The following is a 23347-nucleotide window of genomic DNA, read 5'->3' as shown; positions in this document are numbered from 1 at the left end:
AACGCTTTTTCGATGAATTCTAACCCCCTTCAGGAGATAGAGTCTGAGAAGAACTTAATCGGTTACCTACTCATGCGAGGGGTAGCCGGGCAGGAAGACTTAGGTCTAAGCCCAGAAGACTTTTACATGGATACCCATAGAAGAGTCTTTGAAGCAGTCACAGACCTTATCAATGAAGGGACAAACATTGACCTAGTTACGGTCACGAACCAAATGCGAGAAAAACGTCTATTTAAAGACGAATCTCGCGACTTGGAATACATTACCTCTCTCTATAAAGATACTGTCCCCTTTCAACCGTTAGACTATTATGTGCGTCGTGTGAAACGTGTTTCTGACAGACGGAAGTATGTCGAAGCATTAAACCAAGCCATTGACAAAGTAAAAATTGAACCTGGCGAAAACGATTCCGTTTTTAGTCTTGTGGAACAGTCCCTTATGGACATCTCTCGCCAAGAGAGATCCAAAGGTTTACGGAAAGTCAAAGACGATGCCAATGCCCTTATCGATTACATCAAAAATGTGGTGGCGGCAAGCCAAAACGGAACTGGCGGAATCAATGGTTTAAAAACACATTTTACTGGTCTTGATATGGCTACCACTGGTCTTAAGTCACACGAACTTATGATCCTTGCGGCCCGTCCAGGAAATGGGAAAACAACATTTGCTTTGAACATCGCAGCAAATGCTGCTTTGAAAGAGCGTAAAACAGTTGTTATTTTTTCGTTAGAGATGAGTCGGATCGAACTCCTTCTCAAACTCATCAGTGCTGACGCAAGGATTGATTCCTATGCTTTAAAAGCGGGAACACTCACGTCCGCACAGATGACACAATTAAAAGACAGTATTGGAAATATCACTTCGGCAAGTCTTTACATCGATGATTCAGGGTATTTGACGATCCAAGAATTTTCGGCAAGGTTACGCCAACTTCGAACCACAGAAGAAGTGGGACTTGTGATTGTGGATTACTTGCAGCTGATGAGTGATCCGAAAGCTGCGATGGGTGGACGCCAACAAGAGGTTGCCAATATTTCCAGAGGGCTCAAACAAATGGCACGGGAAGTGGGATGCCCCATCATCGCTTTATCGCAGATGAACCGTTCCATTGAAAATCGCTCCAAAGACCAAAGACCACAACTCTCCGACTTACGAGAGTCAGGTGCTATTGAGCAGGATGCGGATATTGTATGTTTTATTTATCGGGAAGAAATGGTGAAACCTCCCGAAGAGCTTGACCCAAACAAAAGGGGGATGGCTGAGATCATCATCGCCAAAAACAGAGCGGGAGCAACGGCCGATTTTCCATTGATGTTCAATCCGAAAATCAGTCGTTTCGATAACGTTCCATTATAAGAGGTTTTCAATTGAATCACTGGGTAACATCAGAATACAAAAATAGAATTAGCGCAACGAGTGTCTCAGATGCTTCGGTTGGTAAAACATTATTCCTATCAGGTTGGGCTTTCCGTTACCGCGACCAAGGGGGGGTGATCTTCATCGACCTTAGGGATCGTTCTGGAATTTTACAAATTGTTGCAAGAAAAGAAATCTTGGGAGATGACTTTTCCAAAGTCGAAAAAATTCGTTCTGAGTATGTGATTGCCGTCAAAGGAAAACTTTCCCTTCGTGATGCAGAATCCATCAATCCCAAAATGGAAACTGGGAAATATGAACTCATTGCTGAGTCTATTGAAATCTTAAATACATCCAAAACTCCTCCATTTACTTTAGATGAGTTTGATCCATCGGGCGAAGAAATTCGTTTGAAGTATCGTTACCTGGATATGCGCCGTGAGGAACTTCGGGATCGTTTGGTATGGCGACACAAACTAACTTTTGCTCTGCGAGAATACTTGGACCAACATTCCTTTTTGGAAATCGAAACTCCCATTCTCAATAAATCCACTCCCGAAGGAGCCCGTGACTTTCTTGTGCCTTCTCGTTTGAATGCTGGTGAGTTTTATGCACTCCCACAATCACCACAACTTTTCAAACAGATCCTCATGATTGGGGGGATGGAACGATACTTCCAAATCGTAAAATGTTTTCGGGATGAAGACTTACGTGCGGACCGCCAACCTGAATTCACTCAGTTAGATATGGAATTTTCTTTTGTTACGGAAGAAGACATCCGTCGTGAAATCGAAGCTATGTGGGCATATGCTTTAAAAAAAGTATTCCAATTAGAAGTAAACGCACCCTTTATGACCATGCCTTACCATGTGGCGATGGAAGAATACGGGTCCGACAAACCAGACATTCGGTTCGGAATGAAACTTGTGAATGTATCGGAACTTGTGAAATCATGTGACTTTCAAGTGTTCACGGGTGCCATCGCTGGTGGTGGTGTGGTGAAAGCCATTTCTGTACCTGGTGGTTCTACCATCTCACGAAAAGAAATTGAAGACCTCACTGCATGGCTTTCTCGGGACTTTCGTGCCAAAGGACTTGCTTACATGAAACATGGAGCAAACGGACTCGAATCAACGATCACAAAACGTTTCACTCCTGAAACCTTAGAGGCCATCGCAAAAGCAGTTGGTTCCAAAGAAGGGGATATGGTATTTTTTGGGGCAGATTCGTCTAAGATTGTGAATGCCTCTCTTGGTGCTTTACGTTTGAAATTATCAGAAAAATACGATCCACCTAAGGTCCCTTATAGTTTCCATTGGGTAGTTGATTTTCCTATGTTTGAGTTGGATGAAACCACAAAAACTTGGACCTTCCTCCACCACCCATTCACATCTCCGAAAGAAGAAGACTTCCAAAAACTAAGAGATTGGAAAGCTGGGAAAGAAGTTGACCTTTCTTCGATTGGTGCGAAAGCATATGATCTAGTTTTGAATGGAACAGAAATTGGTGGTGGTTCGATTCGTATTCACAACCCAGAAATCCAAAGCCTCGTACTTGAGGCAATTGGGATTGGAGAAGAAGATGCAAAATCCAAGTTTGGATTTTTACTTGATGCGTTATCGTTCGGTGCTCCTCCTCATGGTGGGATTGCCTTTGGTGTGGACCGCATCATGATGTTACTCACAGGTGGCACTTCCATCCGTGATGTGATTGCCTTTCCAAAAACTCAAAAAGGAACTTGTATGATGAGTGAAGCTCCAGGTCCAGTGGAAGCAAAACAATTAGAAGAACTCAAACTCAGGGTAGTCACAATTTAGTATGGATGAAAGTTTTACATTCCAGGAAGAATCCCTCTACCAAACGGTCTGTGGGATTAGCGACAGCAAACTCCCGTTATGGGAAAGCAGACTGAATGTAAAACTCATCCCCCGAGGAAAATCTCTCATCATCCAAGGGAGTGAAGACCACGTACAAGTGGCCCTTGACACCTTTCAGAAAGTAGAAGAAAACTTCAAACGAAGACCTGACAAATCCGAATATTCTTTTTTTGACATCGATTACTTGGTGAATAAGGTAAAAGATTCAAGTGGTGGATGGCCAACACCTGGTTCCTCTGACTTCCAAAAGGAAGGAGAATCTTGGACACCGAAAGACAAAATTTTTGTTACCTTCAAAGGAAAACCAATTTTTCCAAGGACCAAAAACCAAGAAAGTTTTGTCGATAGCCTTCATAAAAACTACATCACCATTGCCATGGGACCTGCGGGAACAGGAAAAACCTTTTTGTCCATCGCCACAGCTTGTCGTATGATGCAAACGGGAGAAGTGGACAGGCTCATCCTCACAAGGCCTGCTGTGGAAGCAGGAGAAAACTTGGGTTTTTTACCTGGTGACCTGACACAAAAAGTAAACCCGTATTTACGTCCCATCTATGATGCGTTACACGAATGTATCGGTTTCGAAAAAACAAGTGAATACTTACAAGTGGGTAAAATTGAAATTGCACCGATTGCCTTTATGAGAGGCCGAACCCTTTCCCATTCCTTTATCATTTTAGATGAAGCCCAAAACTGTACTTTGCCACAACTTAAAATGTTCCTCACTCGGTTTGGGAAAAATTCCAAAATGGCAATTTCGGGAGATGCCACACAAATTGACCTTGCCCATGGTCGGTCAGGCCTTGAAAAAACAGTTTACACTCTTCGAAATTTGAATGGAATAGAGACAATTTTTTTCGGAAGGGAAGACATTACCCGTCACCCGATTGTGGAATCGATTGTCCGACGATTTGAAGAAAACGAAAGCTTATTTAACAAAAAACAATGAAAGCGATCTTTGATTCCTCTATGACGAGTGTGACTGACTTTTTAACAAAAGTTAGACCTGTCTCTGTCGTTCGTAACATCCAAATCATTTTGGTTTCGCTTACGTTATTATTTGTGACCTATGTCCTTTCGATTCCTTTTTTTGGGCAATCCAAAGTGAATACGGATCCAGATGGTCTTTTTTCAGAAGGAAAAATTGCACCAGAAACCATCCAATCGGTAAAAGAATTTTCCTACGAAGATATCGAAAAAACCAATTTAGAAAAACAAAAAGCAAAATCGAATGTTCCCTTTGCTTTTGACAAAGATTTTGGAGTACTAGTTGCTGGGATTGACACCAATTTATCAGAAGATTTAGAAATCCTTCGGATCTTACTCCAAGAAGGAAAATCCAATCCTGCTATTGTGAAAGACCGTATCCCACGATGGCGTAATCGTACAAACGAAGAAATCCAAGCGATCTTAGAGTATCCGAGAAAAGACAAATTAAAAAACTTCATCCAACAATACACCAATCTGATATTTTCAAAGTATTGTATTGTCAAAGAAGATTTACCATTTGCGAAGGAACTAGACAAAGCAGGAGCTAAAATTCGTAACATTGGAACACAAGACCATACCACCATCATTGATGGAAATTTAGTGATTCCGCGTTCCCAAATCTACAAAGATGGGCCTGTTACTGCCGTCTTATCTAAGTTAGCCTCTGAAAAATTACCAAACGTTTCTGACTCACTTCTTAAGGCAGTTTCAAGGATTGGATTGTACTATGTGTATTCTTATCCTGCTTGTAATTATAACCCAGAAGAAACAGAAAATGCAAGGGTAAAAGCGGCAAGTGCTGTCGTTGTACAAAAAAGCAGAATCCAAGCAAATGAAATCATCGTTAGAGCAGGGGATGTCATCACTCCAGAGGTGAAGTTAAAACTGGATATGATGAATTTATATGCGACTCGGGCAAACCTTGCTTCTATCATTTCTATTTTTCTCACTCAATGTGTTCTCATCGTAATTGTAGGCTTTTATTTGATTCGTTATAGGCCAAACAGATTGAATGACCTTTCGAGTAACCTTATCATCTTTTTTACACTTTGGATTGTGATTGCTTCGATTTATTTGTTATCGAAAGTATTTTATGCAACTGACAGTGATTTGTCGGCAGTGTATTATTTTGGAATGTTTGTCCCCGTAGGAATGCTTTGTTTGTTACTTGGATTTGTTTACGACGAACAACTTTCCATAGCGATTGGGTTTTTCTTAGCCTTTGCAGTGTTTTTTGCTTCGAGATACAATCCAACTTCGTTTATGTTAGCATTCACGGTAGCTGTCATGAGTTCCATTTATGGCAGAAGGTTACTCAAACGAATCGATTTTTTAAAAGCAGGGTTTTTACTCACATTTGTTCAAATCCTTGTGACAACTGCGGGTTATCTATTTGATGGTAGAGAGTTTTTTGTATCCAGTGGTGCTGGATTTTTTAAGGATTTAACAAATTCCAATCTCTTCCGAATCACTGTGATGTGTTTCGTGAATGGATTTGCAAGTGCCACTGCGGTTCAGTTTTTACTGCCTTTGTATGAGTACATTTTTAATATCCCAACACGATTTAAGTTGATTGAACTGGCTGATACGGGCCACCCATTATTACAACAACTTCTCACCAAAGCTCCTTCTACCTATACTCATACGTTTATGGTGGCGGCACTCTCCGAAAGAGCAGCCCAAAATCTTAATTTAGATAGACTTCTTGTGCGAGTGGGAGTGTACTTCCATGACATTGGTAAAATTCCAAATGCTGGTTTTTTTGTGGAAAACCAACATTTAATCCCAAAACCAGAACACATTGATAAAAATAATCCGGCACTTGCTGCAAAAACTGTCATCGACCACGTGTTAGATGGGATTGAAATGGCGAAAAAAGCAAGGCTTCCACGGGAGATCATTAGTTTTATCCCAGAACACCATGGAACTTCCACTATGGCATTCTTTTATCATAAAGCATTACAAGAAATCTCTAGTAGCGCACGAAAAAATATAAACAAAAAAGATTTCCAATACCCAGGACCAAAACCTCAAAGTAAGGAAACTGCAATTGTGATGATTGCCGATTCATTAGAAGCTGCATCACGTTCGTTAGATGAGGTTTCTCAGGAAAGTTTGGATGAGTTAATTCGTAAAATCATCAATTCAAAATTAGCAGAGAACCAGTTAGATGAAAGTGGTCTAACTATTGGTGATTTAGAGATCATCAAAGCAAGTTTTAAAGAAGTTTTACTTTCCAGTTTACACCAAAGACCTAAATATCCGAAACCAGAAGATACAAAGGCATTGGAAACAGCGAATACTAAAAAACCAAAATCATGAATCCTAAACTTCAGGTTTTCACAAATTGGAATGACGAAACAGACCAAGAGGAAATCGATCCAGAGTTAGTCATCCAAAACTGTGAACTCATTTTGCAGCACATGGCTCCCAAATTTTTACATTCGTTGGAACTTTCCGTGTTCGTTGTGAATGACCAAATGATGTTAGAAATTAATGAGGAACGTCGAGGAAAACCAAAAACAACAGATGTGTTGTCGTTTCCATTGTTTGACGAATCATTAAAAATTCCGGTCCAAATTTTAGGCGAAGTTGTGATTTCTATGGAGACATGCAAAAAACAAGCAATTGAAATAGGTCATTCAGTTATTGATGAATTTTATCGTTTGCTTGTGCATGGGATCTTACATCTATTTGGTTATGATCATGAAACTAATGAAGCGGATGCTGTTTTAATGAGAAAAATGGAAGATGAATGTTTGGATTTGGTATTTGCAACGTAAATGGCAATACGAAAAGAAACAGGAATCATCATCCAAAGTAAAGACATCGGTGATAGTGACCGAATGATTAGTCTTGCCGGGGAATCCCAAGTGCGGATGAATTTTATCAGTAAAGGGATTCGTAAATCCAAACGACGTGCTATCATTTCAACAGAAATAGGTTGTTTAGTGGAAGTGGATTTTTACGACCAAGCAGAGAAGGACTGGAAATCGACAAAAGAAATCCATTTGATCAAACGTTTTGATGAACTAAAGTCTGATTATATTGGAACCCTTTTTGTTTTGTACATGACGGAACTTACTTCTCATTTGTATCCCGAAGGGGAAAGTCATCCTTTTTTATTCCAGTTACTTTCTGGGAGTTTGGAATCAAGTAATACAAATGGTTTTCGAAAGGAAATTTTGCCATTTTTTAAAATCAGAGCACTTACTCATATGGGACATTTCCCTTCGGAATTTTATTGCCATACTTGCGGGGAGGAAGTCCTCACAAAATCCAAGGCTTATTTTTCTGTTGATTCCCGAGAATTTTTGTGTTCGGATTGCCATCCCATTTCCAAAGATCATTTGCCTGTTTTAAAACTATTTCATACAATGTTATCTAAGAAATTTTCAAATGTTTTGGCTATTTTTCCGAGAGAGTTTGAATACAGAGAAGGTGATATGATCCTGAATCAATTTATCCGTTCCCTTTTTGGAAAAGAATTAAAATCTTATTTTGAGTTTTATCGAACGATTGGGGATTTATGAATTTTATTACTAAAACTACCTTACTTGTAATGACCTTCTCGGTTTTCCTCGCATTGTTCCAAATTTTACTCAAATCAGAGAATCTAAAACAGAATTCCTTTAACCCTAAGACAAAACCAAAGAATGAAGTGTTCCAAGTGATCCTCCGAGAGAAAGCAGAATCCATTCCCAATTTTGTATCCCGATTTAAAATCAAAAGTTTTGAACTATGGGAAAATTCAGACAAATTAAAAATGGAAATTAAATATTAAAATGAAAGCCAATCAATTATTAAAGAATATTGTCCTCGCAGAATTAGAATCTGCAGTTAAGTCTTATATACAAAAGCTGAATGTCGAGATCCCATTTGAAGATTTTAAAATTCGAATTGAATATTCGAGAGACGAAAAGTTTGGAGATTACTCCTCTCCCTTTGCCTTAGAGAATAAAAATCTTTTAAAATTGAACCCAAAGGAGATTGCCGAAGGAGTACTTTCTGAAATCAAAAATGATTCACTTTTTGATTTTGTTTCTTTTTCTCCGCCTGGTTTTATCAATTTTAGAATTCGTCCTTCTTATTTAATTGGGTATGTTGCAAAAGTCATGTCACCTGTTGTTTCCTTTGCAAAAACAGATAATTTGGAAACAATATTATTAGAATTTGTTTCTGCTAACCCAACGGGTCCCATGAATATTGTATCGGCTCGTTCTGCTGCATATGGTGATGCATTGGCAAACTTATTATTGAGTTTGGGCCATACCGTCAAACGAGAGTTTTATGTAAATGATTATGGAAACCAAGTGTATTTACTCGGGGTGGCTGTTTTACTTCGAATTTTTGAATGTAAGGGTGATCATATCACCTTCCAAGAGGAAGAATCTGACGAGGCCGTATTTTCACTGATAGAAAAACGTGTATTACCCAAAGAAAGTTACAGAGGGGAATACATTAAAGATATTGCCAATGAATTACTAAAAGACTCAGAGCATTCAAAACAAGTTTCTGATTGGATCCAAAATAAAAATTGGGAAGATTGTATCCAGTTTTTATCCAAGTATGCAGTTGAATACAACCTGAGCCGACAAAAAGAAGACTTAAATCTCTTTGGTGTTCAATTTGATAAATTCTATAGTGAAAGAAGCTTACACGAATCAGGTGAAGTGGAAAATGTGCCTTCCCTATTAAAAAAAGAAGATGTAACCACCATCGATGGTAAACTTCATTTTTTATCAACCCACTATGGTGATGACAAAGACCGTGTGATCCGAAGGGAAGACGGAAGGCCAACTTATCTTATGGCTGATATTGCCTATCATTTTGATAAATACAAAAGAGGATTTACTAAACTCATCGATATTTGGGGGCCTGATCATTATGGTTACATTGCTCGATTGAAAGGGGCAGTGGAATCCTTCGGAAAATCAAAAGAGAGTTTTATGGTTCTCATTGCCCAACAAGTGAATCTGATCGAAAACAAAGAAAAGGTTAAGATGAGTAAACGGTTGGGAATTTTCCAAACGATGCGGGATTTGTTAACCTATCTAGGTAAAAATGGAAAAGATGTGGGACGATATTTTTTCCTAATGAGAAGTTCGGATGCACCACTCGATTTTGATTTGGATTTAGCCAAAGATGAATCAGATAAAAATCCTGTATTTTATATCCAATATGCCCATGCAAGAGTTTGTTCCATCTTCCGTGAATTACAAATGAATATTACGGAATGGAAGTTTCCTGCTGAATTAAAAGTGGAACAATTCCAACAAGAGGAACGAGTTCGCCTTCTTTTTTGGGTTTCCCGTTTTCAGGAAGAAGTGTATGATACAGCAACGCATCTCGAACCGCATCGCCTAACAAACTATCTCCAATCACTGAGTAAGGCATTTACTAAATTTTATTCTCATAAAGATAACCGCATCAAAGAGAAAGTAGGTGAGGAAAGAGAACAATTATTGTTACTGATCTATGTTACAAAATTGGCAATTGCTTCTGGTTTAGAACTTCTTGGAATCTCTTCACCTGAAAAAATGTCCAAAGAAGAAGTATAAGGATGATGTCACCTTTTATTGTAATCCTTTCCACTGGATCTGAGTTAACCGCTGGTCGTAGTCTAGATACAAATTCTGGATGGATTGCGAATCAATTGTTTGAACTTGGTTGGAAGGTTAAAAAGTTTATCACTTTGCCTGATGATCCAAATTTGATTTTTTCTGAATTACAATCACTACAAACTCTCGCAAAAGAAAAACCGGTGCTTGCAATCATGACAGGTGGCCTTGGCCCAACAGAAGACGATTATACTTTGGAAACGGTTTTGAAATTAACCGGAAAAACTTCTTATTCTGTCGAAAAAGCAAAACTTCGTCTCACAAAAATTTATGAATCAAGAGGAAAGGAATATAAAGATATCCTTCCCAATGTATTTCGCCAGACATTTGTTCCCGAAGGATGTAAAACTTTAGACAACTCAGTCGGCATTGCTGTAGGATTTGTAGAATCCATAGGAGAAAATTCCTATTTGGTATGTATGCCAGGAGTTCCTTCCGAGATGACTGAAATGTTTAAACGTAGGTTAGTTCCTGAACTGAAAAAACTTTACCCTCGGGAAAACTTACTCCAAAAAACAAAATGGTTGTGGAACATTGGCGAATCATTATTCCAAAATGATTTTATAGAACCCAATCGGGATGAATTCTTTAAGGAAGCGGAATGGGGTGTTACGGCTAACCGAGGTTATATTAAATGTATATTCCAATCTACAAATCAAAATTTACTGGATCAAATCATCAATCGATTGGAAACTCAATATCCAAAAATCATTTCAGACGATGTGTTTAGTAATGTACATGATCGCTTAGTAGCTCTTCAATTGACAATCTCTGTTGTGGAAAGTTGTACTGGTGGATTACTCGGCAAAAAAATGACAGAACAACCTGGTTCTAGTTCCTATTTTATGGGTGGTTTTTTAACGTATTCGAATGAGATGAAATCCAATTTACTTGGGATTCCTATCGAGACGATTAACACATATGGTGCCGTGAGTGAAGAAGTGGCAAAAGCGATGGTGGATGGACTTTGCCAAAAAACAGGAACACATTATGGAATATCCATCACAGGGATTGCGGGTCCAGATGGCGGTAGTGATGGAAAACCTGTAGGCACAGTTTGTATTGGTATCAAAGAACCAAATGGTCAGATCACAGTGCACCGTTATGTGTTTCCTGGTAACAGAGAAGCAATTCGTGAAAATGCAAGTAATACTGCAATATTTTTGATTTACCAATCTTTAAAAAGTAAGGTTATATAATTTATGCTTCAAAACATATTCTATTCCATCGGTTTTTTTCTATTGTTCTATTTTAGTTGGGATGTGGATTTGAATTTTGTTCCGAGTATTCGTGAAACTTGGATTTGGAATTTGGAAGGAAAATTTGGTACCAATCCTCCGAAGCTCGGAGAAGATCCAGTCAAATCAATCAATGGTTATTTATACAACAAACAGTTTTATTCCTTCAAAACAAGTTCCCGCCCAGAAATTGACCCTAAATACCTAATCGATTTCCCATTATTAGGGAATGGGTATTTGTTGTATGAAAAAATTGGAGATGAAGTTAACTTTTTTTCAGATAGCAGCGAGTTGTTTTGGAAAAAGCCAATCAATTCATACCCTCGTAGTGGTTATTATGCATCACCTGTTTTGTATCTATCAGGAGATAATAACACAGTATTTTTACTCGATGAAAGCGGAAATAGAATCGGTAAACAAGAATTAAATGGCAGGTTTTTGACTGATTACCGATTTGATACTAAGAACAAAGGTTGTGTTGTATTGTTTTCTGGTGGAGAAATTTACAGATTGGATGAAAAGGCCAATTTAAAATATGGATTTGATTTATCGAAAGAGAAAGAAAATTCATTTTTTAAATCTTTGTCTATCTCACCCGATGGTCGATTTGTATCGGTTCATTTTTCGGTGAATGATAAAGATTGGATCCTAATCTTAGATGAAAAAGGTAAAGTTGTAGAAGAATTTCCACTGGCCAAATTTTACCCACATCAATTGTATTTGGCTACAAGTAACGATGGGAATCTATTTTTGCAAACACCAGACTCATTTCAGTTTTATAAAGATGGGAAATTGGTATGGGAAAAAATCAAAACAAAACAAGTAGGTGTTTACCAATCCATTTTTGCGAGTGATCAATTTGTTGTGGCGGCTGTGGATTCAGAACTTCAGTTTTATACTACGAATGGAAATTTGATTCGTAAAAAGAGAATTTCACCATCTGAATTTCCCGTTCGATTTTTCCCAGGAAAAACAGAATCTGTTTTTTATATGGAAACAAAAACGGACTTAGTACAGTTTCAAATGTTATAATCCTATTTATACTTCGTAAATGGACAAAGACTTAAAACCAGTTCTGCCTTCTCTGTTGATCATGGCAATGGTTTCTGTACAAACACCTGGTTTGATATTAAAGATCAATTGGTCTGAAATTTCTCTACAGATATAAAGTCCACGTCCATGGCTGTCTTCTAAACCTTTTGGAAATCCAGTGGTTTCATCAATACTGATATGGCGATCCAAACGGTGTAAAATTTCTTCCTTACGTAGGGATCCAAATTGGTCGCGAACCACTATAAAAATCGTACTTTCAGTGGATCCATACCCAATTAAAAAATAATCATCTGGCATCAGTTGGATATTATCGAGTGGAACTACCATGTCATGGCTCGGTATTTCAAATTGGTATTTGTACTCTCCTTCGTTTGTGCGAGGGGCGCGGATCATTGCATTGGAAGTGAGTTCTTCTAACACCTGTTGGATCGCTTTTGGAGCTCCCAATTGGATTAAATTTTTGGAGATTTTACCACATAGGATGGACCTGTCTTGGTCTGATTTTATTTGTTTATAAACAATTCCATTGTTAGGTGCTTCTTCAAATTCACTATTAATGTTTTGGTCTAATACTTGGAAATCTTTTGCAAAATACTTTTCAATTCCAAAGATATCGTTTGATAATAATTTTTCTACCATCACTTCAATCAGATGGATATCCAAAAAACTATACTTGGGTATGATGTTCCAAATTTGAAGGTCTTTTGCATATTTGATGTATTCATTGATATTGTATGCGGTCATCAATGCATATTGAACACTGGGAAACTCTTTTTGGATAAGTTTCACAAGGTCAATGCCAGATTTACCAGGTAGTCGAATGTCGGTAATGGTTAAGTCAATTTTTTCATTTGATAAATACCAAACGGCCTCTTCAAAATGTTCTGCACCAAACACATTGAATTTTACACTTAATAAATCCATGATGGCTTCACGTATCGAATGGATATCTTCAACAATAAGAATGGACTGTTTCATGAACTTGGCTCCGTGATGTCGTTTGTGAGCGGGAAAGAGATCGTAAATCTTGTTTTTTGTTCCACTGATTTAACAGAGATATTTCCATCATGTTCCTTCACAATGGAATGGCAGATCGAAAGTCCAAGTCCAGTACCAGTTCCCGATTTATTACTCGTGAAAAAAGGATCGAAGATCTTTTGGATGATCGCATCAGGAATTCCTCCTGCATTATCTTCCACGATGATATGAAGCCAGTTTTTGGTTTTGCGAATTTCGATTGTGATTTCGCCAGGCCTGTAATCAAACGCTTGCAGTGAGTTGCGAAATAAATTCATAAATAACCTTTCCATCTTTCCTGGATGAAAAGGGAATTGGTATTCATGATCACATGTTATGCGCCAGTTGATGTTTTTACTTAGATGTGGATAAAGCCGAATGACTGTATCTTTCGCGCGGTTAATGGTTTCAACGATATCACCTAAAGTGACTTTGACCTTATCTGTTTTGGCAAAGGAAATAATATCCGATACGATGATCGCTGCACGAGAGATATCATTCCTAATCATATCCAATCTTTTTTCAATTTGTTCTGGTGGTTGGTTTTGCCAGTTTGCTTTTAAATTTTGTAATGTAAGGCTAATCCCGGTTAAAGGGTTATTTAATTCGTGAGCAATTCCTGAAATTAAGATTCCTAAGGAGGCGAGGTTACGCATTCGGAAAGATTCTTCTTCTTTGTCCCTTTGTTTGGTAACATCCGATATTTTTTCCACCATCCAAAACAAATCTTCTTGTTTCGGGTAGGGGTAAAATTCCAAAAGTAGTGTTTGTTTTTTGTCTTCAGAACGAAAAAAAATTTCTCTGGTGATAGGAGCAGACGAAGTATGGTTTTTGTCCTTTGATTTTACATTAATTTTGGGGCAATATGGACAAACGTCTGTTCGTTGGTATAATACTTCGTAACATTTTCTGTCTAACAGCTCGTCATATTTATTGTTCTTTGCAAACAAAATGGTAGCAAGATTGGCTCTTTGGATGTTGAAATCGGAATCGATAAGAACGAGTGGGTCTTGTACAACATCATAAATGGCTTCCAATTCTCGGGCTTTTTCTGCTACTTTTTCGATGTTTTCCATCGATTGAGAATCACCATTGTTTCTGTTTTCTGACAAATTAGTATCCCAGTGATTGGTTCAATTGTTTGAACATTTTCTTTTGGCTTTGGTTTCCGTTTGTTTTCTGGAGTGCACTAATCGAGATGAGTTGGCTATGGAAATCTAATAAAAATTTGATATAAAAATCTTTTTTGAAATCATTCCTTTCCTGTTTAATGGAATCATTTCTGAGAGAGGAAAGTGGGAAACTTTCTGATCCATCAAGACCTGAGAATTGGATGACCATATCATTTACGGATTCATCAAGTGGGGTAGAATCAGTAATTTTTGTTCTCGTTTTTTGTTCGATTTCCGTGTCTTCTGAAGTGATTTGGATTTCTACTTTGGATAGAACGGATCCATTAAATTCAAGTAGGATAGATTTTTCTTCCGAATGTTTGATTCGGTTTTTGTTCTGAGGGTCTGGATCGACTTTGAACTTACGAATCCGGATACCTGTTCGATTTGGATAAGATCCAATGAATTGAATGGTGGTATTGGCTGGTAAAGACGAAAGTTGTTCGTAGGACAAAAGTTCCCTAGCCTTGGCGATGTCTCGGTAAAGGCTAAGGATTTCCTTGTCTAATCGGTTTTCTTTTTCGGTAATGTCGACCTCAGCGAAGAGACCGACACTCAGTAAAAAAAGACTAAGGAGTGCTAGGTGCCGGAACTTCGGGAGTTGTTCCATCAGTTTCTACCGGAGTTTCCAAACTTGGTTCCACATCTGGTACCAATACTTCATCTTTCTTTGCAAAAACAAAGGAAAGAGCAAGTGATAAAACAATAAACAAAATTGCCGCAACTCTTGTTGTTTTTGTCATCACGTCAGCTGTTGAAGCTCCAAACACGGATTGGCTAGCGGTTGATCCGCCAAGCATTCCCGCACTTCCACCTTTTCCCGTTTGGATCATCACAAGAAGGATGAGGAAAAGTGAAAGTAAAACAAATAGAGTGAGAATGGTTCCTGCAAAAAATCCCATATAATTTCCTTATTTTAAAAGTCCTAAAAATGATTCTAATTTTTGACTGGCTCCACCCACAAGGCCACCGTCAATGTTTGGTTTGGCGAGAAGTTCTTTGATGTTATCTGGTTTCACAGATCCACCATAAAGAATTTGGATGTTTTCAGCCACGTAGTCTGCACCCACAAAGAGTTTGCCAATTTCTTTACGGATAAATGCATGAGCTTCTTCTGCTTCCGCGGGAGTTGCCACTTTTCCAGTTCCAATCGCCCAAACAGGTTCGTATGCGATGACAAGATTGGAAAAGAGGTCACTTGTAATGTCTTTGAGACCTTTTTTGATTTGGTCTTCTAACACAGAGAAAGTTTGGCCTTTTTCTCTTTCAGCCCAAGTTTCACCCACACAGTAGACAACACGAAGTCCTGCTTTTAAAAAGTAGGAAATCTTTGCATTGTCAAACTCTGATGTTTCTCCGAGGAATTGTCTTCTTTCGGAATGGCCAACAAGGACAGTTTTGATCCCGAGTTCTGCGAGTTGCACAGGCGAAATTTCTCCCGTCATGGCAGTAAGACCTGATTGGTATGCATTTTGTGCCCCAACGATGAGTTTGGATCCATTGGCGAGGGAAGAAACCGATTCCAAATGGAGAGCACTTGGGAACACCATCACTTCAAAGGAAGAAGAATCACTGGCAACTTTGAGACCAGACGTGATGGTTTTCGCCTCAGAAAGAGTCAGATTCATCTTCCAGTTTCCGGCTATGATTTTCTTTCTCATCTTATTTATCTTCCTTTGGGAGTAAACATTGAACTCCTGGGAGAGTGCGTCCTTCCAAAAATTCTAAGGAAGCACCACCACCAGTGGAGATATGAGTGATTTTATCAGCAACCCCTGCTTTATTCACCGCAGCGATGGAGTCTCCACCACCCACAACGGTTTTTGCTTTGGATTTACTAATGGCTTTTGCAATTTCAATCGTTCCTTTGGAGAACTTATCCATTTCAAACACACCCATCGGTCCGTTCCATAAGATGGTCTTTGCTTCTTTGATGGCTTTTACATAATTGTCGATGGTTTTTGGCCCGATGTCCATTCCCATCCATCCGTCCAAAATCCCCATTTTGTCCACAGACTTGGTTTTTGCATTGGGATCAAAATTGTCAGCAATGATGTGGTCCACAGGGATTTGGAGGTCAACTCCTTGTACACCTGCACGGTCAATGAGTTGGAAGGCTTGGGATTCAAATTCAGGTTCTACAAGGGATTTACCCACAGGTACAGCTCTGGATTTGAGAAAGGTATATGCCATACCGCCCCCGATGAGGAGGTGGTCCACTTTTTCGAGAAGGTTTTTTAAAATTGCGAATTTGGAACTGACTTTTGATCCACCAACGATCGCCACAAATGGACGTTCTGGTCTTGCAAGAAGCCCACTTAATACTTCAATTTCTTTCCGCATCAGAAGTCCTGCAAAGGCAGGAAGAAGATGAGCCACACCTTCTGTCGAAGCGTGGGCTCTATGTGCGGTTCCGAATGCATCGTTGACATATACGTCAGCGAGTTTTGCCAGTTCCTTACAGAAACCGGCATCATTTGCCTCTTCTTCCTTATGGAAACGAAGGTTTTCTAAAAGTAAAATTTCACCTTCCCCAAGTTCATTTGATAACTTCACAACAGGAGCCCCAATCACAGCTTCTGAGAAACTGACTTTGGTTTTTACGAGTGTAGATAAAACATCAAACACAGGTTTCATGGAATATTTTGGTTCCGGTCCACCTTTTGGTCGGCCCAAATGGCTTCCCAAAATGATCTTTGCTCCTTTGGAAATGAGTAATTCCAAAGTAGGGAGGGTTTTTTCAATCCGAGTTTTGTCCGTGGCGATTCCGTTTTCCACAGGGACATTGAAGTCCACACGAACAAAGACTCGTTTTCCTTTTAGATTTTGTTCTTCGAGAAGAGGTAATTTCATCTTAGCCTTTTTTTGCCATGTAACGTACGAGGTCGAGAACTCGGTTGGAGTATCCCATTTCGTTGTCATACCAAGACACGAGTTTGAAAAAAGTAGGGCTTAGTTCTATACAAGCATCTGCATCAAAGATAGAAGAACGAATGTCTCCGAGGAAATCGTTTGAAACCACCATATCTTCTGTATAACCAAGGATTCCTTTCATAGAACCTTCACTCGCTTCTTTCATTTTCTTTTTGATTTCGGCAAGGCTTGTTGGTTTTTCCGTGCGAACAGTTAAGTCAACAACTGATACGTCTGGAGTCGGAACTCGGAAACTCATACCTGTAAGTTTTCCATTGACTTCTGGGATACATAGTCCTACCGCTTTTGCAGCTCCAGTGGAGGCAGGGATGATGTTTTGTGCAGCACCACGACCACCACGGAAATCTTTTTTAGAAGGTCCGTCTACCGTTGGTTGGGTTGCTGTCATCGCGTGGATGGTAGTCATGAGTCCTTCCACGATTCCGAAGTTGTCAAGAACCACTTTGGTGATAGGAGCAAGGCAGTTTGTTGTACACGATGCATTGGAGACAACATTGTCTTTTCCTGCATCATATTTCTCGTGGTTCACACCCATGACAAAGGTAGGGATGTCTTTGTCCTTTGCAGGAGCTGAGATCACCACTTTTTTGGCACCAGCTTTGATGTGTTTTTCAGCACCCACTCGGTCTGTGAAAAGACCAGTTGATTCGATCACAAAGTCCACTCCGAGTTCTTTCCATGGGAGTTTTTCTGGGTCTCTTTCGGAGAAAGTTTTTACTTTTTTGCCATCGATGATGATTTCATTTTCTGTGTGAGAAACTTCCCCATTGAAACGACCATGAGTTGAGTCGTACTTAAAAAGATAAGAAAGGTTGTCTGGGGTGACTAGGTCGTTGATTGCGACAAATTCTAAATTGGGGTCTTTGATTCCGGAACGAAGCACAAGTCGTCCGATGCGACCAAAACCATTAATTGCGATTTTTACCATTGAGTTTCTCCTAAAAGGCTCGTATCTAGAGATAAAACGATTTTTTAATTACAGAATTTCGAGTTCGGGGTCTATGTCACTCATTTTAAAGGGCATAGGAGCAAACGAAAAGCTAGAAATTGACATTTTTGATGGAAAACCCAAACACCCGGATTGTACGAATTTTTGCCATTTTACAGGCAAAAATCACCACATAACAGCAATAATTTGGGATTCTTGGATGGTGCCGAGGGTTCTCGAATCCACTCCTAATTCGCGATTGTCAGTGAGTAAAAAGAAATGTTTTTCAGGAACTGTCACTGGGTTCATATCATCATGTTCCGTTTTCCCTGCTGGGATGAGAGAGATCGATTGTGTACTTGCTTCAGGAAACATGGTGGGATCTAAGATGGTCCCATTCCGAAAAACCATTCGTTTTTGGATGGAAATGGAATCTCCAGGTTTGCCAATGATCCTCGCAATGATGGTTGCATTCGGGTCAAGTGGGGAAGTGGCTATGACCACATCTCCAATTCCCAGTTGGCTTTTACGGTAAAAACGATTGAAGTAAGCGGTGTCCCCTTTTTTCAAAGTAGGTTCCATATAGGAATTGGGAATGGCGACAGGAAGGAGAACCTTGTACTTCACAAACAAAGCAGAGACGAGACCGATTCCCATCGGAAGTAAAATCACAATGAGTTTTGTTTTGAGTGGGACTTTATTTTTTGGCTTAGACATGGAAATAATTGATCTCTTTTCGTAAACTTTCTGTTAGTTGGTTCATGTTTTGTGAATTGGATTTTGTGCCGTCACTGGAAACCGCTGTGGTTTGAGCATGGTTATTGATTTCGGCAATGGAACGTGAAATTTCCATCATCGCTGTTTTTTGTTCTTCTGTTGCTTCTCGGATCATTTCAGAAAGTTCTCGGATTTGAGACACACCTTCGTTAACCTCTTCGTTGGTCTCAATTTGTTTTTGGACTACCATGCGGATTTCTTTTGTCATTTGGTTGATCGAATTCACACCAGTAATGGTTTTACTCAAGATCGAAATGGATTGGTCAATTTTTTCTTGGCCTTGGCTGATTTCGACTTCATTCTGTTTGATGAGTTCTTCGATGTCTTCGATGGATTTTGCTGTTTTGTCAGCAAGTTTTGAAATCTCATCGGCAACGACGGCAAACCCGCGCCCACTGGCACCAGCCCTAGCAGCTTCAATGGCTGCATTTAGAGCCAGTAAATTGATTTGTTCGGAAATGGTATGGATGATCTCTACTACATTTGTCATCTCAGAAGATGACTCATAAATTTTATCCATGGAAAGTTTCATCTCGCCAAGAGATGATTCCCCTTTTTTGGCATCCTTTGTGATTTCTTCTACTCGTACGTCTGCAATCTGGAATTTTTTATCAATTTCGGAAACAACTTGGTTGAGTTCCGTCATCTTTTTCATGAGAGAAACCAAGGTAAAGGATTGGGTTTCCGTACGTTGTGCTACACTTTCAATCCCGGCAGTGATTTCTTCAATGGAAGCAGAAATTTCTTCGCTACTAGCTGCTTGGTTTTGTGCGGCATCCGAAAGGGTTAACATGGATTCGTAAATATCGGAACTTGTATTGGTAAGTTCATTGGAAACCGATTGTGTTTGGTTAACAATTTGGCGGAGTTTGGATTGGAATTCAAACATAGCATTTGCCATACTTCCAATTTCATCTCGGCTCGGGTCATAAAAATCGGACTTTAGATTTCCTTTTACCATTTCACTGATGCGTACTTTGATGCGCTCTAATGGTTTTAATTTGGATTCAATCACAAGTACTGTTACAATTCCGATAATGACAACAACCAAAATCGATATCCCAAGTGTCATCATAAGGCTTGTTAATGTTTTTTCATACAATTCAGAATTTTCAAAAATGCAGTAGATGAGATAATTGAACTCAGGGTTTTTAACAAAAAAGATTCTTTTTTGAGTTCCATCTTCTGTGGAATCAATAAACCCAAGTGCTTCATTAGTTTTGAACGGAGTATCAAAAACTAACATTGATTTGGCGTTATTGCCTATGTCTCGTTTGTCCGTGAAATAAACTATGGTTCCGTCACCATCAAAAAATCCAACTTTTCCTGATGTTCCAATTTTTAAATTTCCTAAGATAAAACTAGATAATTTGCCTATGTTCAGAAATCCACCTACATAACCTTGGAATTGGTTGTTTTCGTAGACAGGTAAGGTGTAAGGGGAAACAATATCTCCTGAAATTTTGGAACGAATGCTTGTATGTCTGACTGGCCCTTGCCTTGCCAAGTTTCCATCTTCAATGTAAAAAATGGATCCGGTTTTGGAGCGATCATATTCATTGGTTGAGATAAAAATTCCATCATCAGGTTTATAATAAAACAATGCCTCAACTGCATGGTTTGTACTTTTTAATTGGATTTCGTTTAGGACATTTCGAATTCCATTCAAATTGCGTTTCACAATTTGATCTTTTAGTTTGTTCTCTGTAAAAATAGAAAGGGTAAGGCGATCACGAAAATCAACTAAAGTGAGGCGCATGAGGGATTCCGAATCCATTACGGATTGTTGCATACTTGAGTTCACAAGATCTAACTCTTGTTTGAAGTTCATGCGGTAGTTGATGATAAAAAGTAATAAAATTGCTGCTAAAAACGAAAGTACAGTTTGGAAACCTAAATTCCTCGATAACTTTCTTGTATTGATCCTCGAGTTTTTATCTAACCGAATGGAAAGTAAAATTCCTTTTGTGTTAAATTTTGTTTCTACATATCCAATAAAAATTGATTGGAACAAAATCGTAAAGGCGACTGTCATGCCAAGTCCTATGGCAAGTTCACTGAGTAGAACAAAATTTTTGGTTTTTTGGTAAAAGAGAAGGGCACCGAGAACAAAAAGATACCCAACGGAATAACGGACGATGACATCGATCATCGAGACTTTTTCTAAATGATCGAGCCAAAAGTAAGCTTTGTGGTTGTCTTTGTTGGAAGCGGTTCCATTGAAAATTCTGTAAACGGGTGAAAAACGTATCCAATAAAAAGAAATAGCAAAACTTATAATGAAAAAGACAACAACTGCGGTAGAAATTAGAATGATTTGAAGTTCTTCACTGGTCCATTGTGTGAAAAAATAAATATATGACAGTAAAATCGGGAATCCAATTAAATAGTTAAATCCTTCAAGACCAAAAATTATAAATTTGATCATTTTCCGTATGTCCATACCCTAGGGATACAGATTGTCTAAGAATTGTAAACGTAAAATTCCCGACGGTTCCTCTTTATGAAAGATGCCCTGATACTCAAAACCATCCAAGAAAAAATAAAAAACTTAGGCAGTTTACCAGGGTGTTATCTTTGGAAAAACCAATTGGGGCAAGTAATCTATGTGGGAAAAGCCCTGAAACTCCAATCACGAGTTAGGTCCTATCTCAATCCCAACCAAAAAGACAGAAAAACAAGAGCACTTTATGTAGAATTGTATGATTTAGATTGGATTGCAACAAGAACAGAAAAAGAAGCCTTATTACTCGAAGCGACACTCATCAAAAAATACAACCCTAAGTTCAATGTTAGGTTAAAGGATGATAAAAAATATCCCTTCTTATGTGTCTCCACAAGTGAAGACTATCCAATGGTCTTTTTGACAAGGAAGGTAAAAGACAATGGAGACAGATACTTTGGACCATTTACGGATGTCAAAGCAGCAAGGGATACGTTAGAGCTTATCCATCGCATTTTTCCTGTTAGGAAAACGAAATTAAAACTTCCTCTTTCAAAACCACAAAGGCCATGCCTTAATTTTCATATGGGACGTTGCCTTGGTCCTTGCCAAGGAAATATCACAAAAGAAACCTATGCCGAGTTAGTGGATGAAATCCTTCGGTTTTTAGAAGGTAAAAAAGATCGCCTTGTTGCGGATTTAAAATCTGCGATGTTAGATGCTTCGACCAAAATGGAATATGAGCGAGCAGGATTTCTCAAACAAAGGATTGAAAAAATCAATCAAATTCGAGAAAAACAAACTGTTGTCAGTTTAGATGGTGGAGATGAAGATATTTTAGGGATTAGCAAAAGAGATGATGAAGGTCAGATTGTCATCCTCGAAGTGAGAGGAGGTAGGTTAGAAGGTAAAAAATCTTTCCCATTAACAGGACTTTCTTTTTCAGATGATGAAGAAGCTTTTAATTCTTTCCTACGTGATTATTATCTAAACGTCACTATATTGCCAAGTGTTGTGTACTTACCAACTTCGGCAAAAGGCAATCACGATGTATTTTTAGAAACAATTCTGGAGAAATACGGAACATCCATTAAATTAAAATTCCCTGAGATGGGTCCGAAAAAATCCTTACTTCGCCTAGCAGAAAAAAATGCGGAATTGAGTTTAACAGAAAGGATCCTTGCGACAAAACTTCGTGACCAAACTGTCGCCATGAAGGAGTTACAAGAAAAGTTAAATTTACCAACTTTACCTAGGACAATTGAATGTTATGATATCTCTCATTTCCAAGGGAGTTCCCCTGTTGCCAGTGGTGTCATGTTTGTGGAAGGAAAACCTTTTAAATCCGGGTATCGGCATTATAAGATGAGAGGTTATGATGGGATCAACGATCCTGGTATGATCCATGAAGTGATTGCAAGAAGGTTAAGCCACTTGGTGAACGAAGAAGAACCACTCCCTGATTTGATTGTGATCGATGGAGGACTTACCCAATTATCACGTGCTGCAGAAGCGGCGAATGCTCTGGATCTAGGCCATATTCCAATGGTAGGCCTTGCAAAAAAACGAGAAGAGATTTATTTTCCAGGGGAAAAACACCCTTATAGTTTTGATATCCATTCACCCATGATGAGACTCCTTCGTAATGTAAGAGACGAAGCCCACAGGTTTGGTGTTACCTTCCAAAGATTACAAAGGAAGAAAAAAGCACTCAAATCCATTTTGGATGATATCCCCGATATCGGAGCAAATAGAAGGAAAAATATCCTAATGTATTTCCAATCGAAAAAGAAAGTCACTGATGCAACAAAGGAAGAATTGGAAAATGTACAGGGCATAGGTCCTGTTCTTGCTGAAAAAATTTATAATAACATTCAATCTTTAAAAAAAATAGAACCGAAATAAAGATTCTTAACTCCTTCTTTGACAAGGAGTGGTTAA

General features: G+C 38.8%; 20 protein-coding genes. 11 read left to right on the top strand and 9 right to left on the bottom strand.

Annotated elements, in window-relative coordinates:
- The first annotated feature begins 12 nt into the window (after nucleotides 1-12).
- From dnaB to ND812_RS13215, 10 genes are read left to right on the top strand one after another with little or no spacing between them, the layout of a single operon-like run.
- The gene (dnaB, locus tag ND812_RS13260) at nucleotides 13-1356 is read left to right on the top strand and encodes a replicative DNA helicase (RefSeq protein WP_265357580.1); all 1344 of its coding nucleotides are present in this window, start codon (nucleotides 13-15) and stop codon (nucleotides 1354-1356) included.
- A gap of 11 nt (nucleotides 1357-1367) precedes the next feature.
- On the top strand, nucleotides 1368-3173 hold the full coding sequence (gene aspS / locus ND812_RS13255) for an aspartate--tRNA ligase (RefSeq protein WP_265375830.1): 1806 nt from the start codon (nucleotides 1368-1370) through the stop codon (nucleotides 3171-3173).
- 1 nt (nucleotide 3174) lies between these two features.
- Nucleotides 3175-4182: a PhoH family protein gene (locus tag ND812_RS13250; RefSeq protein ID WP_265375829.1), complete on the top strand. Its 1008-nt coding sequence runs from the start codon at nucleotides 3175-3177 to the stop codon at nucleotides 4180-4182.
- A complete protein-coding gene (locus tag ND812_RS13245; RefSeq protein ID WP_265375828.1) occupies nucleotides 4179-6545 on the top strand; it encodes an HD family phosphohydrolase in 2367 nt (788 codons plus the stop codon). The genes ND812_RS13250 and ND812_RS13245 overlap by 4 nt, the downstream gene beginning before the upstream one ends.
- A complete protein-coding gene (gene ybeY / locus ND812_RS13240; RefSeq protein WP_265375827.1) occupies nucleotides 6542-7006 on the top strand; it encodes an rRNA maturation RNase YbeY in 465 nt (154 codons plus the stop codon). The genes ND812_RS13245 and ybeY overlap by 4 nt, the downstream gene beginning before the upstream one ends.
- Nucleotides 7007-7756 carry a DNA repair protein RecO gene (gene recO / locus ND812_RS13235; RefSeq protein ID WP_265375826.1) on the top strand — a complete coding sequence of 250 codons (750 nt, stop codon included), beginning with the start codon at nucleotides 7007-7009 and terminating at the stop codon, nucleotides 7754-7756.
- The gene (locus ND812_RS13230; RefSeq protein ID WP_265375825.1) at nucleotides 7753-8007 is read left to right on the top strand and encodes a hypothetical protein; all 255 of its coding nucleotides are present in this window, start codon (nucleotides 7753-7755) and stop codon (nucleotides 8005-8007) included. Before recO ends, ND812_RS13230 begins: the two co-directional genes overlap by 4 nt.
- Nucleotide 8008: 1 nt before the next feature.
- Nucleotides 8009-9784, top strand: a complete 1776-nt coding sequence (argS, locus tag ND812_RS13225) for an arginine--tRNA ligase (RefSeq protein WP_265375824.1) — start codon at nucleotides 8009-8011, stop codon at nucleotides 9782-9784.
- 5 nt (nucleotides 9785-9789) lie between these two features.
- Nucleotides 9790-11043, top strand: a complete 1254-nt coding sequence (locus ND812_RS13220; protein WP_265375823.1) for a nicotinamide-nucleotide amidohydrolase family protein — start codon at nucleotides 9790-9792, stop codon at nucleotides 11041-11043.
- 3 nt (nucleotides 11044-11046) lie between these two features.
- Nucleotides 11047-12114: a hypothetical protein gene (locus tag ND812_RS13215; RefSeq protein WP_265375822.1), complete on the top strand. Its 1068-nt coding sequence runs from the start codon at nucleotides 11047-11049 to the stop codon at nucleotides 12112-12114.
- Between the two features lie 6 nt (nucleotides 12115-12120).
- Here ND812_RS13215 and ND812_RS13210 read toward each other — a convergent pair whose 3' ends face one another.
- From ND812_RS13210 to ND812_RS13170, 9 genes are all read right to left on the bottom strand, one after another.
- On the bottom strand, nucleotides 12121-13113 hold the full coding sequence (locus ND812_RS13210) for a response regulator transcription factor (protein ID WP_265375821.1): 993 nt from the start codon (nucleotides 13111-13113) through the stop codon (nucleotides 12121-12123).
- Nucleotides 13110-14228, bottom strand: a complete 1119-nt coding sequence (locus ND812_RS13205) for an LIC_12097 family sensor histidine kinase (RefSeq protein WP_265375960.1) — start codon at nucleotides 14226-14228, stop codon at nucleotides 13110-13112. Before ND812_RS13205 ends, ND812_RS13210 begins: the two co-directional genes overlap by 4 nt.
- 37 nt (nucleotides 14229-14265) lie before the next feature.
- Nucleotides 14266-14934 (bottom strand): LIC_12096 family protein, encoded by a 669-nt coding sequence (locus ND812_RS13200; RefSeq protein WP_265357590.1) that lies wholly within the window; start codon nucleotides 14932-14934, stop codon nucleotides 14266-14268.
- Nucleotides 14894-15226 (bottom strand): preprotein translocase subunit SecG, encoded by a 333-nt coding sequence (gene secG / locus ND812_RS13195; protein WP_100727228.1) that lies wholly within the window; start codon nucleotides 15224-15226, stop codon nucleotides 14894-14896. The genes ND812_RS13200 and secG overlap by 41 nt, the downstream gene beginning before the upstream one ends.
- Nucleotides 15227-15235: 9 nt before the next feature.
- The gene (gene tpiA, locus ND812_RS13190) at nucleotides 15236-15985 is read right to left on the bottom strand and encodes a triose-phosphate isomerase (RefSeq protein WP_265375820.1); all 750 of its coding nucleotides are present in this window, start codon (nucleotides 15983-15985) and stop codon (nucleotides 15236-15238) included.
- A gap of 1 nt (nucleotide 15986) precedes the next feature.
- Nucleotides 15987-17177 (bottom strand): phosphoglycerate kinase, encoded by a 1191-nt coding sequence (locus tag ND812_RS13185; RefSeq protein ID WP_265357592.1) that lies wholly within the window; start codon nucleotides 17175-17177, stop codon nucleotides 15987-15989.
- A gap of 1 nt (nucleotide 17178) precedes the next feature.
- Nucleotides 17179-18186: a type I glyceraldehyde-3-phosphate dehydrogenase gene (gene gap / locus ND812_RS13180; RefSeq protein ID WP_265375819.1), complete on the bottom strand. Its 1008-nt coding sequence runs from the start codon at nucleotides 18184-18186 to the stop codon at nucleotides 17179-17181.
- Nucleotides 18187-18372: 186 nt separating this feature from the next.
- Complete coding sequence (gene lepB / locus ND812_RS13175) at nucleotides 18373-18903, bottom strand: signal peptidase I (protein WP_265375818.1); 531 nt, start codon at nucleotides 18901-18903, stop codon at nucleotides 18373-18375.
- The gene (locus ND812_RS13170) at nucleotides 18896-21391 is read right to left on the bottom strand and encodes a methyl-accepting chemotaxis protein (RefSeq protein ID WP_265375817.1); all 2496 of its coding nucleotides are present in this window, start codon (nucleotides 21389-21391) and stop codon (nucleotides 18896-18898) included. The genes lepB and ND812_RS13170 overlap by 8 nt, the downstream gene beginning before the upstream one ends.
- A 75-nt stretch (nucleotides 21392-21466) precedes the next feature.
- On the opposite strand from ND812_RS13170, the gene uvrC reads away from it, so the two are divergent.
- Nucleotides 21467-23311, top strand: a complete 1845-nt coding sequence (gene uvrC / locus ND812_RS13165; RefSeq protein ID WP_265375816.1) for an excinuclease ABC subunit UvrC — start codon at nucleotides 21467-21469, stop codon at nucleotides 23309-23311.
- The last annotated feature ends 36 nt before the right edge of the window (nucleotides 23312-23347 follow it).

This window comes from Leptospira limi (genome assembly GCF_026151395.1).
Taxonomy (GTDB): domain Bacteria; phylum Spirochaetota; class Leptospiria; order Leptospirales; family Leptospiraceae; genus Leptospira_A; species Leptospira_A limi.
This window is presented reverse-complemented; position numbering and strand designations above follow the sequence as displayed.